Source organism: Micromonospora sp. NPDC000089 (assembly GCF_042899365.1).
Lineage (GTDB): Bacteria > Actinomycetota > Actinomycetes > Mycobacteriales > Micromonosporaceae > Micromonospora.
On the sequence record NZ_JBIAZT010000012.1, the window covers coordinates 158,358 to 172,573 of the forward strand.

Consider the following 14,216-nt stretch of genomic DNA (forward strand, 5'->3'; position numbering starts at 1 on the left):
CCGTGGCGAACACGCAGAGTGATGGCGCGACATCTTGTGCTTTACCTATCTTTCGATAGGCTGCGGTGCACTCGCCACCCACGCACGACGTCCAGGGTGGTCGGCCCGAGAGGGCGGTTGATGAACGAGACATCCACCCGGGACGGCGCGTCCCGATCCGCACCACGGGACGTCCCGCCAGCCGGGGCGACCCTGCCGGTACGTCCGCTGCGGCATCCCTGGCGCTGGGTCTGCGCGCTGGTCGTGCTGACCATCGCCGCCGCGCTGCTGTCCTCACTGTTGAAGAACCCGAACGTCAACTGGCCGGTGGTACGCGAGTACCTGTTCGCCCCGGTGACGCTCAAGGGGATCGTGGTCACGCTCTACCTGACGGCCCTCGCCATGGTCATCGGAATCGTCGGCGGCACCGCCGTCGCGATCATGCGGTTGTCGACGAACCCGGTGCTGTCCGGGCTCGCCCGCGCCTTCATCTGGTTCTTCCGCGGCACCCCGGTCCTGGTGCAGATCATCTTCTGGGGCTACCTGGGCGCGCTCTACCCGACGCTGCAACTGGGCATCCCGTTCACCGACGTGGTCTTCCTCGAGGGCCGCACGAGCGACATCATCACCCCGTTCCTGGCCGCGACCCTGGCGCTCGGGCTGAACGAGGTGGCGTACGCCGCGGAGATCGTGCGCGGCGGGATCAGCTCGGTGGACCGCGGCCAGACCGAGGCGGCGCTGTCGCTCGCGATGACCCCGGCGGCGACGACCCGGCGCGTGGTGCTGCCCCAGGCGATGCGGGTCATCATCCCGCCGATGGGCAACGAGGTCATCACCATGCTCAAGACCACCGCCCTGGTCTCGGTCATCGCCGGTCAGGACCTGATGACCAACCTGCAACGGATCTACTCCCAGAACTACCAGGTCATCCCGCTGCTGGTGGTGGCCGCGCTGTGGTACCTCGCGCTGACCACGCTGCTGTCGGTCCCGCAGGCCTGGCTGGAACGCCGGTTCGGTCGCGGCCACCTCGCCGCGGCCCCGTCCATGTGGTCCCGGCTGCTCGGCATCGCGGCCCGGCGCCCAGCGAAGGAGGCGTGATGAGTACGGCACCCGGCACCCCGCCGGACGTGGTCGTCCGGGCCGTCGACGTGCGCAAGAGCTTCGGCCGGCTGGAGGTGCTGCGCGGCATCGACCTGCAGGTGCGCCGCGGCGAGGTGCTCTGCCTGCTGGGCCCCAGCGGGTCCGGCAAGTCGACCTTCCTGCGCTGTGTCAACCACCTGGAGAAGATCGACTCCGGCAGCCTGGAGGTGGCGGGCGAGTACATCGGCTACCGCCGGGTCGGCGACCACCTGCAGGAGCTTCCGCAGCGCAAGATCGCCCGGCAGCGGACCGCGGTGGGCATGGTCTTCCAGCAGTTCAACCTCTTCCCGCACATGAAGGTGCTGGACAACCTCGTCGAGGCGCCGATCCGGGTACGCCGGGAGCCGCGGGCCCAGGCCCGCGCGCACGGCCTGGAACTGCTCGATCGGGTCGGCCTGGCCGACAAGGCGGACGCGTTCCCCCGGCAGCTGTCCGGCGGCCAGCAGCAGCGGGTGGCGATCGCCCGGGCGCTGGCGATGCGGCCCCAGCTGATGCTCTTCGACGAGCCCACCAGCGCCCTGGACCCGGAGTTGGTCGGCGACGTGCTGGACGTGATGAAGCAGCTCGCCACCGACGGCATGACGATGATCGTCGTCACCCACGAGATCAACTTCGCCCGCGAGGTCGCCGACACGGTCACCTTCATGGACGGCGGTGTCGTGGTCGAGTCCGGGCCGCCGGCCCAGGTGATCGACCAGCCGGCCAACGCCCGTACGCGTTCCTTCCTCTCCAAAGTCCTCTGAACCGCGCCCGGGAGACAAGCACATGCCTCAGCCCCTGATCCTGTCCAACGTGTCCCTCTTCGACGGCCGGGGCACCGAGCCCGCCGAGGGGGTCACGGTCGTCGTCGCCGACGGCCTGATCCAGGAGGTGCACACCGACGGCGCGGGCACCTCGACCGACGGCGAGCGGATCGACGGCGGCGGCGGGACGTTGCTGCCCGGACTGATCGACGCGCACGTGCACATCGGCGCCGTCGACGTCTACTTCGAGACCCAGGCCGACCGCTACAGCCCCAGCCTGATGGCGTTCAAGATGGCCCACCGGCTGCGGCACCTGCTGGACCTCGGCTACACCACGGTGCGCGACTGCGGCGGCACCGACTGGGGGTTCAAGCAGGCCGTCGGGCAACGGCTGATCGCCGGGCCGCGGATCGTGATCAGCAATCGGATGCTCAGCCAGACCGGCGGGCACGGCGACATGCGCACCCGCGCCCAGACCGATGAGCCCTGCCGCGGCGGGCACTACGGCATGGTCTTCTCCATCGCCGACGGGGTGAGTGAGGTCCGCCGCGCCGTCCGCGAGCAGGTCCGGATGGGCGCGGACTTCGTCAAGGTGATGGCCAGCGGCGGCGCCGCCTCACCGACCGACAAGCTCGACCGGCCCCAGTACTCGGAGGAGGAGCTGCGGATCGTCGTCGAGGAGGCGGAGATGGCCGGCGTGTACGTCGCCGCGCACGCACTACCGTCGATCGCCATCACCCGCGCCGTCCGGGCCGGCGCGCGCACCATCGAGCACGGCAACTTCCTCGACGACGAGGCCGCCGGCCTGATGGCCGCGCACGACACCTTCCTGGTGCCCACGGTCGCCACCTACGTGATGGCCAGCCGGCACCCGGAACGCTACGACTACCCGCCGGAGATCACCGAGAAGGTCGACAGCGCCGCGAACGCCGCCCTGCACTCCCTGGAAGTCGCCGCGCGGCACGGGGTGCGGATGGGTTCGGGCAGCGACCTGCTCGGTGAGGAGATCGCCTGGCTCAACCACGAGTTGGAGCTCAAGGCGGAGGTACTGGGCGCCGCAGCGACCCTGCGCAGCGCCACCTCGGTCAACGCCGAGCTGATCGGCCGCGACGACCTCGGTGTCGTCGAGCCGGGCCGCCGCGCCGACCTGCTGATCGTCAACGGGGACCCGCTGACCGACATCTCCGTCCTCGGCGCCCCCGGCGCCGTGCGACTGGTGATGAAGGACGGCGAACCGCACGTCAACACCCTCTGATTCCTCTCCGTCTAGGAGCAAGCATGCGTCCCACCCTCCGCCTCCTGACCACCGCCGTCGCCGGCAGCCTGCTGGCCACCCTCGCCCTGTCCGGCTGCGGGTCGGACTCCGGCGACGCGGCGACGCCCGCCGACGCCACCACCACGATCAACGGCCTGACGGTACGCACCGACGCCGAGGCCGCGAAGACGCTGCCGGCCCAGTACAAGAAGTCGATCCGGATCGTCACCTCCGCGCCGTACCCGCCGTTCGAGTACTTCGACGCCCAGCAGAAGCTCGTCGGCCTCGACGTCGACCTCGGCAACGCGATCGCCGCCACGCTCGGCACGAAGGCCGAGTGGACCTCGGTCGACTACAACGCCGTCATCCCCGCGCTGCAGGCCGGCAAGCACGACATGGTGCTGGCCAGCATCGGCGACACCCCCGAGCGGGAGAAGGTGCTCGACTTCGTCAACTACTCGAAGCAGGGCCAGATCCTGCTGGTGGCCAAGGGCAACCCGGAGAAGATCACCGAGATCCGGGACATGTGCGGTAAGACCCTCTCGGTCGAGGGCGGCAACGTCACCGAGGCCTACTTCAAGGACCTGGACGCCTACTGCGCCGGGCAGGGCAAGCCGAAGATGGCCGTCAAGGAGCTGCCCAAGACCTCCGACGCGCTGCTGGCGCTCAAGAGCGGCCAGGCCGCCGCGGTCTACCTGGGCGTCGCCACGGCCGCGGACCTGAAGACCAAGCCCGAGGGCGCGGCGTACGACATCGTGACTCCCGCCGACCGGCCGTTCGGGTACCTGCCCCGCTGGGTGGGCGCCGGCATTCCGAAGAACGCCCCGCAGCTGCGCGACGCCGTCGCCGCCGCACTGAAGAAGCTGCTCGCGGACGGCACCATCAAGTCCCTGTACGCCAAGTACGGCCAGGAACGGATCCTGGTCGACGCGATCGAGATCAACAAGATCGTCGAAGAGCCGCTCTTCTCGTGACCGACGACATCAGCACCCCCGTTCCGGGGACCCTGCCGTGGCGGTGGTCCCCGGGCGGGGTGACCGCCGAGGTGAACCGGGTCCGGGCCGGCCGCCGCGCCGACCCGTGGCCCGGCGGCGCCCGGGTGGCGGTGGCCCTGTCGTTCGACGTGGACCACGAGACGCCGTGGCTGCGCGAGGGCCAGCTGTGGCCGGGGCTGCTGTCGGCCGGCGAGTACGGCTCACGGCGGGGCCTGGGCCGCATCCTCGACCTGCTCGACCGGCACGCCGCCCCGGCCACCTTCTTCGTCCCCGCGGTGGCCGCGTCCCTGCACCCCGGGGACGTCCGCGCGGTGGTCGCCGCCGGCCACGAGGTCGCCGCGCACGGCTGGATCCACGAACGACCCGAACTGCTCGACCCGGACGAGGAGGCGAAGTTGCTCACCCGCTCACTCGACCTGCTGGAGCGGCTGAGCGGGTCCCGCCCGGTCGGCCAGCGCACCCCCTCGCTCGGCACCTCCCGGCACACCCTGCACATCGCCCGCGACGCCGGGCTGCGCTACGACTCCTCGCTGATGGCCGACGACGACCCGTACGAGCTGCTGCTGGACGGCGTGCCGTCCGGGCTGGCCGAGATCCCGGTGGACTGGTTCCGGGACGACGCCGCGTATCTCGTCATGGACCGGCACGACACCCTGCGCCCGGTGCCCGACCCCGGCGCCCTCGGCGCGGCGTGGTGGCGCGAGTACGCGCAGGCCCGCGCCGAGAACGGGCTGTTCCAGCTCACCCTGCACCCGGACCTGATCGGCCGGCGCGGGCCGTTCACCGTGCTGGCCGCGCTGCTCGTCCGGATCGCCTCGGACGACGGCGTGTGGTTCGCCACCCACCGGGAGCTGGCCGAGCACACCCTGAGCACGGGAGATCACCGATGACGAGCGCCCCCACCGACCCCGGGCCCGCCCAGCCGGACGGCCGCCCGAACGACCGCACCCGGCCCCTCGGCGACGCCCGGGTGCCGGACGACCTCGGTTGGCTGCGCGACCCCGATCGCGGGCCGGCGCTGCGCGACCTGCTGCGCCGGGAGCGGGCCTTCCACGACGAGCAGTCCCGGCGCTTCGCCGGCCAGCAGGACGCGTTGACCCGCCGGGCCCTCGACCTGCTGCCCCCGACCGCCGCCACCCCCACCTGGTCCGCCGGCGCCGGAACCTTCCACTGGCACTGGCCGCACCACTCCGAACACCCCCGGTTGGTGCGTGTCGGTGCCGGCCGGGGCGCGGACACAACCGACGAGCGGGTCGTCCTCGACGTCGCCGGCCTCTCCGACACCGGCTTCGTCCGGCTCGGCGACGCGGCGGTCGACCCCACCGGTGAACTGCTCGCCTACACCGTCGACGTGACCGGTGACGAGGCGTACCGGTTGCGGGTCCGCGAGCTGGCGACCGGCCGGGAGCGGAAGCTGTCCGACCGGGTGTACTACGGGCTCGCCTGGAGCCCGGACGGCCAGCGGCTGCTGTCCGTGCGGGCCGACGCGGCCGACCGCCCGTACCAGCTCTGGTGTCACCGGCCCCGCCACGACGGGCCGCCGGTGCTGCTGCACCAGGAGGACGACGAGCGCTTCCACCTCGGCCTGCGCACCAGCGGTGACGGCCGGTACGCCGTCCTGCGCGCCGCCGCCCGGCTCACCGCCGAGGAGTGGCTGCTCGACCTGACGTCCGCCGAGACCACACCCCGCAGCGCCGGCGGCCGTACGGAGGGGCACGACTACCTCGTCGAACCGGTGCTGCTGGACGGGCGGCCGCACCTCGTGGTCTGCGCCGAGACGGACGCCGACCGGTACGTGATCGGCCTGCACCGCGGGCACCGGGCGGACACCGAACCGGTCCGGGTACTGCTGCCGCCCGCCGCCACCCGGCGGCCGCGCACCCTGGCCGGACACGACGGTCTGGTGGTCGCCACCGGTCGGCAGGACGGCCTGCCCGCGCTGTGGGTGCTCGACCCCGGCCGGACGGGGCCGATCACCACGCACCTGGCCGACCCGGGCACCACGTTCACCGTCGCCCCGTACGACAGCCCGACCGGCACCGTCTGCCTCGCCGGCGACAGCCTGCGGCAGCCCTCCTGGTTCGACACCCTCGACCTGCGCACCGGTGCGGTCACGACCCGGCTCGCCGCCGCGCCGGCCGCCCCGGCGGCGCCCACGGTGGTCGAGCGACTCACCGTCACCGCCCGCGATGGCGCCCAGGTGCCGGTCACCGTGCTGCGCCGCCGTGACGTGCCGCTGGACGGCGCAGCCCCCTGCCTGCTCTACGGCTACGGTGCGTGGGAGACGGTCATCGAGCCGACCTTCGACCCCGCCCGCCTGGCGCTGGTCGAGGCCGGCGTGGTCTACGCCCACGCGCACGTGCGCGGCGGCGGCGAACTCGGCCGGGCCTGGTGGCGGGCCGGCCGGACCGCGGACAAGCACCGCACCTTCGACGACTTCGTGGACGTCGCCCGGCGGCTGCGCGCCGGTCTGGTGGATCCGGAGCGCATCGTGGCCCGCGGCCTGTCCGCCGGCGGTCTGCTGATGGGCGTCGCCTACAGCACCGCGCCGGACCTGTTCGCCGGTGTCGTCGCCGAAGCGCCGTTCGTCGACCCGGTCACCACCATGTCCGACCCGACCGCGCCCCTGGTCGTCGTCGAGCGCGACGAGTGGGGAGATCCACGACGTGAGCCGGACCTGCGCCGGATGCTGTCCTGGTCGCCGTACGACAATCCGCCACCGCCCGGCGGTCGGCCCCGGCTGCTGGTCACCTCCGCGATCAACGATCCCCGGGTCTCGGTCTGGGAACCCGCCCGTTGGGTGACCCGGCTGCGCGCCGACCAGACCGACCCGGCGGCGGTGCTGTTCCGGGTCGACCTGGGGCCCCGGGGGCACTGGGCGCCACCCGGACGCCACGAATCCGTCGCGTTCCACGCGGCGCTCCTCGCCTGGGCGGCTGACACTATGGACCTTCCGGTTCCCGGTCGCAGGGACGCCGGCCACCGGCCGACCCAGCGTGGACAGGAAGGGCTTCGACAGTGACCACGGCACGACAGCCGGCGAGCCGGCCGACGCGGGGCGCCGCGACCCGCAAGCGGATCCTCGTCGAGGCGTCCCGGCAGTTCGCCGTCCGCGGCTACTACGGCACCGCCACCCGGGACATCGCCGAGGCGGTGGGCGTACGCCAGCCGTCGCTGTTCTTCCACTTCCCGAGCAAGCAGGCGATCGTCGAGGAGCTGCTGCGCTACAGCCTGGAGCGGCCCTCCGAGGTCGCCCGGCAGATGCTCGCCGTGCCGCAACCCGCGGCCGTGCGCATCTACCGGTACGTGTGGTTCGACACCGACCACCTGCTCGCGTCGCCATACGACCTGACCGGGGTGCACCGGGACGAGCTGATGGACGCGCCCGACTTCCACCAGTGGCGGGCGAAGGCCCAGCGGCTGCGCCGGGACATCCAGGAACTGGTCCGCGCCGGGAACGAGGACGGCTCCCTGCGCCCGGCCGACCCGGTGCTCACCCAGGAACTCATCTCCGGCATGAACCTGAACACCATCCGGATGGCGCACGCCGGCCGGCCGTCGCCGCGGGTGGACGTGCCCACCTTCGTCGCGGGGTTCACCCTCCGCGCCCTGCTGACCGACGTCACGACGCTGCCCGAGGTCGCGGCCGCGGCGATGGCCCTGCAGCTGGAACCGTCCGAGCCGCTGCCGTAGCCCACTGGACCCGCGCCCGGTGCGGAGACCGGCCGGTCAGTCTCCGTCGATCGCCCGCATGGTGTGCCGGAAGCCCACCAGCTCGTGCCCGACCACCTCGACCAGCGCCGACAGCGCGACCAGCGCGATGACGGTGACCAGGATGGTCAGGCTGGCCGGGTCGACCGGTCCGGTGGCGCAACTGGCCGGCCAGGGCGGCCCGATTCTGGCTCATGAGACCTCCGCGTGGCGCTGGACGCGTTGATCGTACGACCGGACCGTCCGCGCGGCAGCGCGTCAGTGCACGGCGTCGATCATGCGGGGGAGCAGCCGCCGGCCGGCCCGCAGCACCGCCCCGTCGGGCCGGACGACGGCCACCCGGGCCCCGCCCGCCCGGAGCCAGCGGTGCAGTTCGCCGGCCGGCCGGGCGACCACCAGCACCGCCCCGCGCCGCTGCACGGCGGCGCGCTGCGCGGCGGTCGGCGCGACGGACGTGACGACCGCCCATCGGCCGGCGGCCACGTCGTCGAAGCGCCGGTCGCCGTCCACCACCGCGTTCGGGCACAGCCCGCCGGCCAGGCCGCGGCGCAGCCGGGGCCGCGCCACCAGGGCGGAGCGGCGCAGCGGTGGGGTCCGGCTGTCCGTCGCCATTGCGGTCAGCCCGGGCACCAGGTGCAGTCGGGGCGCCACCGCCCGCCGGACCACGTCGCCCAGCTCGCCGCCGGCCGTCATGGCGGTGCCGAGCAGCTTCGCCAGCCTGATCATGGCCCGGACGTGCCGCTCGCGCTCCACCTGGTAGCTGTCCAGCACGGTTCCCGGCTGTCTGCCGTCGAGCACGCCGGCCAGCTTCCAGGCCAGGTTCATCGCGTCGCGCAGCCCGGCGCCCAGTCCCTGGCCGATGAACGGCGGGGTGAGGTGGGCGGCGTCGCCGAGCAGGAACATCCGCCGGTCGCGCCACCGGTCGGCCACCTGCGCCCGGAAGGTGTACTCCGCGACCCGGACCAGCTCCAGCGCCGACCGCGGCACGTCCGGGGTCCACCGGGCGATCAGCGGGTGCAGTCGGGCCAGGTCGCGGAAGTCGTCGGCGCTCTCGCCGGGGCGCAGCCGGAACTCCCAGCGGTAGCGGGTCCGCCCGACGCGCATGTAGGTGCCGGCGCGCGCCGGGTCGGAGAGCTGGTGCACGCCCTCCCACTGGCCGAGGTCGGCCTCGGTGGCCACGTCCACGACCAGCCAGCGCTGGGTGAAACCCAGCTCGCGCATGGTGGCGCGGATGGCCGGTCGGGTCGGCCCGTTGGCGCCGTCGCAGCCAAGCAGGTACGCCGCCCGGATCGTCTCCTGGCCGCCGGTGTCGGTGACGTCGACCCGTACCCCCTCCGGGTCCTGGGTCAGCGCGGTGACCTCGGCGCCACCGCGCAGGGTGACCGTCGGGTACCGGCGGAGGTTGTCCCGCAGGATGGCCTCCAGCTCCGGCTGGTGGAACATGCTGCCCTGCGGGTAGCCGTGTCGGCCGGGCGCGGTGTCCCGGGCGAACTCGGCCAGCACCCGCAGGTCCCGGTCGAGCAGGCGCAGGCCGCGGTGCGGCCGGGAGATCGCGGCGAAGGCGTCGCGCAGCCCGAGCCGGGCCAGGATCCGGTGCACCTCGTCGTCCAGGGCCACGGCCCGGGGGCGCGGATAGATTGTCGCCCAGCGGTCGAGGACGAGGCACTCGACGCCGTACTGGCCGAGCAGGGTGGCGACGGTGAGCCCGGTAGGGCCCGCGCCGACGACCACCACGGGCACCGTCCGCACCGGACCGGCCCCGGGCGGGCCGGCGGGTGCCGAGTGGACGGTCATCCCGATCACCCCACCCCGTTCGCCGGCGAAGAACCACCGCCGGCGATTCTTCCCGACCGGGGACCGGTCGTCGAACCGCGTCGGGGTCCTCGCCCGGCGACGGGCGTGGTCAGCGGGGTGGGCGCCGGTCGTGCCAGGGTCGGGCCCGCTCGAACTGCGCGGCCACGTTCAGCACCAGCGCGTCGGCGTGCAGGCCGCCGCCGATCTGTAGCCCGACCGGCAGGCCGGCCGCGGTGAACCCGGCGGGCACGGTGATCGCGGGGGTCGCCAGCATGTTGTACGGGTAGGTCAGCAGCCAGCCCAGCACCCGCCGCTGCAACGACTCGCCGAGCAGGTCGTCCGGGCACAGCTGACCGACCGGGTACGGCGACCGGGCCAGCGTGGGGCTGACCAGCACGTCGAAGCGGCCCATGAAGGCGGCGAACTGGTCCCACATCCGGCCGCGCGCGGCGTCGGCGCGCCCGTACCGGGCGACCGACAGCTCGCCGGCCTGCCGCATCAGCTCGATGAAGCCGTCGTCCACCTGGCCGGGCAGCGACTCCCAGTCGGCCAGGTCCACCTCGCAGGCGAAGCCGGGCACCCAGATGCTCTCCCACATCGCCTGCTCGGGGTCGTCCCAGCCGGGGTCGGCCCGCTCCACGGTCGCGCCGAGGTCGGTGAACGCCTGCACCGCCCGCTCGCAGACCTCGACGATCTCCGGGTCCACGTCGGCGTAGCCCAGGTCGGGCGACCAGGCGACCCGCAGCCCCTGGATCGGCCGGTCGAGGACGTCGACGAACCGGCCGGCCGGGTCGGGCAGCGAGAGCGGGTCACTGACGTCCTCGCCGGAGATCACATCCAGCATCAGCGCGGCGTCCGCCACGGTGCGGGCGATCGGCCCGTGGAAGCACCAGGTGGCGTACCGGGACGGCAGCAGCGTCTGCGGGGCCCGGCCGAGCGACGGCTTGAAGCCGACCACCCCGTTGCACGCCGACGGGATCCGTACCGACCCGGCCCCGTCCGCGCCCTCGGCGATCGGGGTCAGCCCGGACGCCACCGCCGCCGCCGAGCCGCCGCTGGACCCGCCCGGCGAGAGGCCCTGCCGCCAGGCGTTGTGGGTGGGCCCGTAGAGGTGGTTGTCGGTGCCGCCGTAGTAGCCGCCCTCGGGGGCGTTGGTCTTGCCGAGGAAGAGCCCGCCCGCCGCGCGCATCCGGGCCGGCACCGCCGCGTCGACCTCACCCATCCGGTCGCGGAACGGCGGCATCCCGGAGTTGTAGGGCAACCCCTTCATCGAGGTCAACAGCTTGATCGCGTACGGGACGCCGGCCAGCGGGCCGAGCTCGTCGCCCCGGGCGACCGCCTCGGTGAGCCGCCGCGCGTCCGCCCGGACCTGCTCCGGGTCGTGGTGCACGAACGCGTTCAGGTCGGGGTCGACCCGGTCGATCCGGTCGAGGAACGCCTCGGCGAGCTCGCTCGGTGAGACGTCGCGGGCCCGTACCAGGGCGGCCAGCTCCGCCGCCGGCTTCCAGCACAGTTCCTCGGCGCCGCCGTCGTTGGTCACCGGGAACCTCCTACGATCGCTTCGGTCGCTCGTGGGGAGCACCGGAGCACCGAGGGGGCGGCATCCCGGCGTGTCCTCGGCGGACACCGCACCACCCTACGAGCGCGACGGCCTCGCCGGTGGCGGGAGCGCGGGCCGGTCACCCGTACGCGCCGTGCCTTCGGCGGCGACGGCGTCGGCGCAGCGCGCCGAGCGTTCAGCAGGCGAAGCGGCCGTACCGGCCACGGAGGAACAGCAGGGGCTCAACGCCCGTCCCGTCGTGCAGGTGGTGCACCCGCAGCACCACGATGACGTGGTCGCCGGCCTCGTGTTCGGCGTCCACGGAGCCCTCGATCCAGGCCACCACCCCGGCCAGCACCGGCGCACCACCGGGGGACAACTGCCAGTCGAGGCCGTGGAAGCGGTCCACTCCCGAGGTGGCCATCCGGCGGCAGACGCCCCGCTGCTCGACGCCGAGAATGTTGACGCAGAGCCGGTCGGCGGCGCGCATGAGCGGCCAACTCCCGCTGTCTCGGCTGACGCAGAAGGAGACCAGCGGAGGACGGAGCGAGACCGACACGAACGAGTTCACGGTCAGCCCGACCGGTCGGTTCGATGCCGGATCGAGGGCGGTCACGGTGGTGATGCCCGTGGCGAAGTGGCCCAGGACGCGGCGGAACTGGTCGGGTTCCACCGTTGAGGCGGGTAGCTGCACGAGCCTGTCCTCCCGTTCGCAGCCGGCTCACGGTCGCCAGGCGGTGGGTTCGCGGCGATCGGCCGGCTGGCCTGAGAAAGTGACGCAACCGCAGGTGAAGTCCGCATTCGTCCGGGATGATGCCGGCCACAGCGAACAATTCGAGGATGAGTTGGGTAACTGTCGGAGGCTGGCGGCGCCTGGTGAAAGAAGCTGGCGGTGATGATAACCCGATTTCGGGGTCGAGTGCGCGCCGTGGATGCGGTGAAGCGCGGTTGGCTGTCCGATCGGCCCGATACCGCCGGTAGTCTAAACATTGGTAATAAGACGCGAACTTCTGCCTCAGCCATCGACGTGCGGCAACGCCCGGCCGAGCCGGCAGATCCCCCGAGGCCCAGTGCGACGAGGCTGATTCGGCCCTGGGCGGCTGGTCGGCAAGGTGTGGCGTGCATCACAATCACGCCTCGTGGTCGCCTGGTAGCGTGCTGACATCGGCCGGTGGGCGGCGCATTCCTGACTGTGCCCCCATTCGCCGTAGTCGACGCCTCCAAGGGGAAATGCAGTGCCACCAGCACGTTCGCAATCTGTTCCGGCGCTCGTGGAGCGCTGGGTCGACAGTCGGCCGCAGAGCACCGCCGTTCTCGATCCGATCGGCGGAGAAGCGCTCAGTTACGCGCAATTGTGGCAGTCGTCCGGAATGCTGGCCGCCCGCCTCCGCGAGCAGGGTGTCGCCCGCCGTGCGGTGGTCGCCCTCTCGCTGCCGCGCGGCCGGTCGCTGGTCGTGGCGATGCTCGCGGTGGCGCGTGCCGGCGCGGCGTACCTGCCGGTCGACCCGGCCGCGCCGGCGCACCGGGTGCGACAGGCGCTGGACGCCGCCGACGTGTCCGTCGTGATCGCCGATCACGATGAGCCGTGGCTCGGCGACGCCCGTCGGGTCGCCCCGGCCGGCCCCGGCGTCCCGGCCGGCCCCGGCGTCCCGGCCGGCCCCGGCGTCCCGGCCACCGGCCTGATCGGCCCGGACGACCCGGTCTACCTCATGTTCACGTCCGGCTCGACCGGCCTGCCGAAGGGGGTCGTGGTCCCGCACCGGGCGGTGGCCCGCCTCGTGGTCGAGCCGCGCTTCTGCACCGTCAACCCCGGTGACCGGGTGGCGCACACCTCGAATCCGGCGTTCGACGCCAGCACGTTCGAGGTCTGGGGCGCGCTCGCCGCCGGGGGCTGCGTGGTGCCCCTGCCCGCGGTCACCGACCAGCCGCTGGACGAGTGGACGGCCCGGTTGGAGGAACTGTCGATCGACGCGCTGTTCCTGACCACGTCGCTGTTTCACCTGATCGCCCGGGAACGTCCGACCGCGCTGCGGACGGTCGGTACCGTCATCGTCGGCGGCGAGCAGCTCGATCTCGCCGCCGTGCGGCGGGTCCTCGCCGGCTCTCCGCCGGCACGGCTGGTCAACGGGTACGGCCCGACCGAGACCACCACCTTCGCCGCGTACCACGACTGCACGCCGGAGAGCCTCGCCGACCGGGACCGGGTACCGATCGGCGTTCCCCTGCAGCGCACCAGCCTTCGGGTGCTCGGCCCCGATCTTGCCGAGGTCGCTTCCGGCGAGGTGGGCGAGCTGTGCATCGGCGGTCCCGGCGTCGCCCTGGGCTACCTGGGCCGCCCCGACCTGACCGCCGAGCGGTTCGTCACCACCCCGGACGGCGAGGACCGGTTCTACCGCTCCGGCGACCTGGCCCGCCGACTTCCCGACGGACTCTTCGAGGTGCTGGGCCGGCGGGACCGCCAGGTGAAGATCCGGGGCTTCCGGATCGAGCTCGACGAGATCGAACTCGCCCTCACCGCTACCGGCCTGGCGGAGGCGGCGTACGCGGAGAAGCTCGGCGAGGGACCGCAGGCGCTGCTCGCCGCGGCTGTCGTACCGGCGGGCGGGTCGCTGGATCCGACCGAGCTGACCCGCCGGCTGGCCGAGCGGCTCCCCGACTACATGCTGCCCTCGCGGTGGATCACGCTTACCCGGCCCCCGATCGGACCGACCGGCAAGGTGGACCGGGCCGCGATCGCCCGGCTCCTGGCCGAGGCGGGCGCGGGCGCCGCGGCCCCCGACCCGGTCGGGCCCGAGGACGGGCCCGGGTCGCAGAGCGATCCGGTGACCGCCGCCCTGCGGGTGATCTGGCGGGACGTGGTCGGCAGCGACCCCACCCCGACCCGCAACTTCCTGGAGATGGGCGGCAACTCCATCATGGCGGTCCAGCTCGCCGGGCGGCTCCAGGACCGCCTCGGCGTCCGGGCCGAGCCCCACGACGTGCTGCTGTCCGAGTCGTTCGCCCAGCTCGCCGACCAACTCAGGCTCGCGCTCGCGCACCCCCGGTGACCAACCAGCCGG

General features: G+C 73.2%; 11 protein-coding genes. 8 read left to right on the forward strand and 3 right to left on the reverse strand.

Annotation, left to right across the window (positions count from 1 at the left end; translation table 11 throughout):
- The first annotated feature begins 120 nt into the window (after nt 1-120).
- From ACFY3U_RS21425 to ACFY3U_RS21455, 7 genes are read left to right on the forward strand one after another with little or no spacing between them, the layout of a single operon-like run.
- Nucleotides 121-1,077 carry an amino acid ABC transporter permease gene (locus tag ACFY3U_RS21425; RefSeq protein WP_387204346.1) on the forward strand — a complete coding sequence of 319 codons (957 nt, stop codon included), beginning with the start codon at nt 121-123 and terminating at the stop codon, nt 1,075-1,077.
- A complete protein-coding gene (locus ACFY3U_RS21430; protein WP_387204349.1) occupies nt 1,077-1,862 on the forward strand; it encodes an amino acid ABC transporter ATP-binding protein in 786 nt (261 codons plus the stop codon). Before ACFY3U_RS21425 ends, ACFY3U_RS21430 begins: the two co-directional genes overlap by 1 nt.
- Nucleotides 1,863-1,884: 22 nt before the next feature.
- Nucleotides 1,885-3,117 carry an amidohydrolase family protein gene (locus ACFY3U_RS21435; protein ID WP_387204352.1) on the forward strand — a complete coding sequence of 411 codons (1,233 nt, stop codon included), beginning with the start codon at nt 1,885-1,887 and terminating at the stop codon, nt 3,115-3,117.
- 23 nt (nt 3,118-3,140) lie between these two features.
- Nucleotides 3,141-4,091, forward strand: coding sequence for an ABC transporter substrate-binding protein (locus tag ACFY3U_RS21440; RefSeq protein ID WP_387204354.1), 951 nt, complete (start codon nt 3,141-3,143; stop codon nt 4,089-4,091).
- Nucleotides 4,088-5,002, forward strand: coding sequence for a polysaccharide deacetylase (locus ACFY3U_RS21445; RefSeq protein ID WP_387204357.1), 915 nt, complete (start codon nt 4,088-4,090; stop codon nt 5,000-5,002). The genes ACFY3U_RS21440 and ACFY3U_RS21445 overlap by 4 nt, the downstream gene beginning before the upstream one ends.
- On the forward strand, nt 4,999-7,134 hold the full coding sequence (locus ACFY3U_RS21450) for a prolyl oligopeptidase family serine peptidase (protein WP_387204360.1): 2,136 nt from the start codon (nt 4,999-5,001) through the stop codon (nt 7,132-7,134). The genes ACFY3U_RS21445 and ACFY3U_RS21450 overlap by 4 nt, the downstream gene beginning before the upstream one ends.
- Nucleotides 7,131-7,805, forward strand: coding sequence for a TetR/AcrR family transcriptional regulator (locus tag ACFY3U_RS21455; protein ID WP_387204363.1), 675 nt, complete (start codon nt 7,131-7,133; stop codon nt 7,803-7,805). The genes ACFY3U_RS21450 and ACFY3U_RS21455 overlap by 4 nt, the downstream gene beginning before the upstream one ends.
- A 276-nt stretch (nt 7,806-8,081) precedes the next feature.
- Here the strand turns inward: ACFY3U_RS21455 and ACFY3U_RS21460 are convergent, their stop codons facing one another.
- From ACFY3U_RS21460 to ACFY3U_RS21470, 3 genes are all read right to left on the reverse strand, one after another.
- On the reverse strand, nt 8,082-9,617 hold the full coding sequence (locus tag ACFY3U_RS21460; RefSeq protein WP_387204366.1) for a bifunctional 3-(3-hydroxy-phenyl)propionate/3-hydroxycinnamic acid hydroxylase: 1,536 nt from the start codon (nt 9,615-9,617) through the stop codon (nt 8,082-8,084).
- A 109-nt stretch (nt 9,618-9,726) separates the two neighbouring features.
- Nucleotides 9,727-11,157, reverse strand: a complete 1,431-nt coding sequence (locus tag ACFY3U_RS21465; protein WP_387204369.1) for an amidase — start codon at nt 11,155-11,157, stop codon at nt 9,727-9,729.
- 196 nt (nt 11,158-11,353) lie between these two features.
- Nucleotides 11,354-11,830, reverse strand: coding sequence for a flavin reductase family protein (locus ACFY3U_RS21470; RefSeq protein WP_387204372.1), 477 nt, complete (start codon nt 11,828-11,830; stop codon nt 11,354-11,356).
- 598 nt (nt 11,831-12,428) lie between these two features.
- Between ACFY3U_RS21470 and ACFY3U_RS21475 the strand changes: the two genes are divergently transcribed.
- A complete protein-coding gene (locus ACFY3U_RS21475; RefSeq protein WP_387204374.1) occupies nt 12,429-14,204 on the forward strand; it encodes a non-ribosomal peptide synthetase in 1,776 nt (591 codons plus the stop codon).
- Nucleotides 14,205-14,216 lie beyond the last annotated feature (12 nt).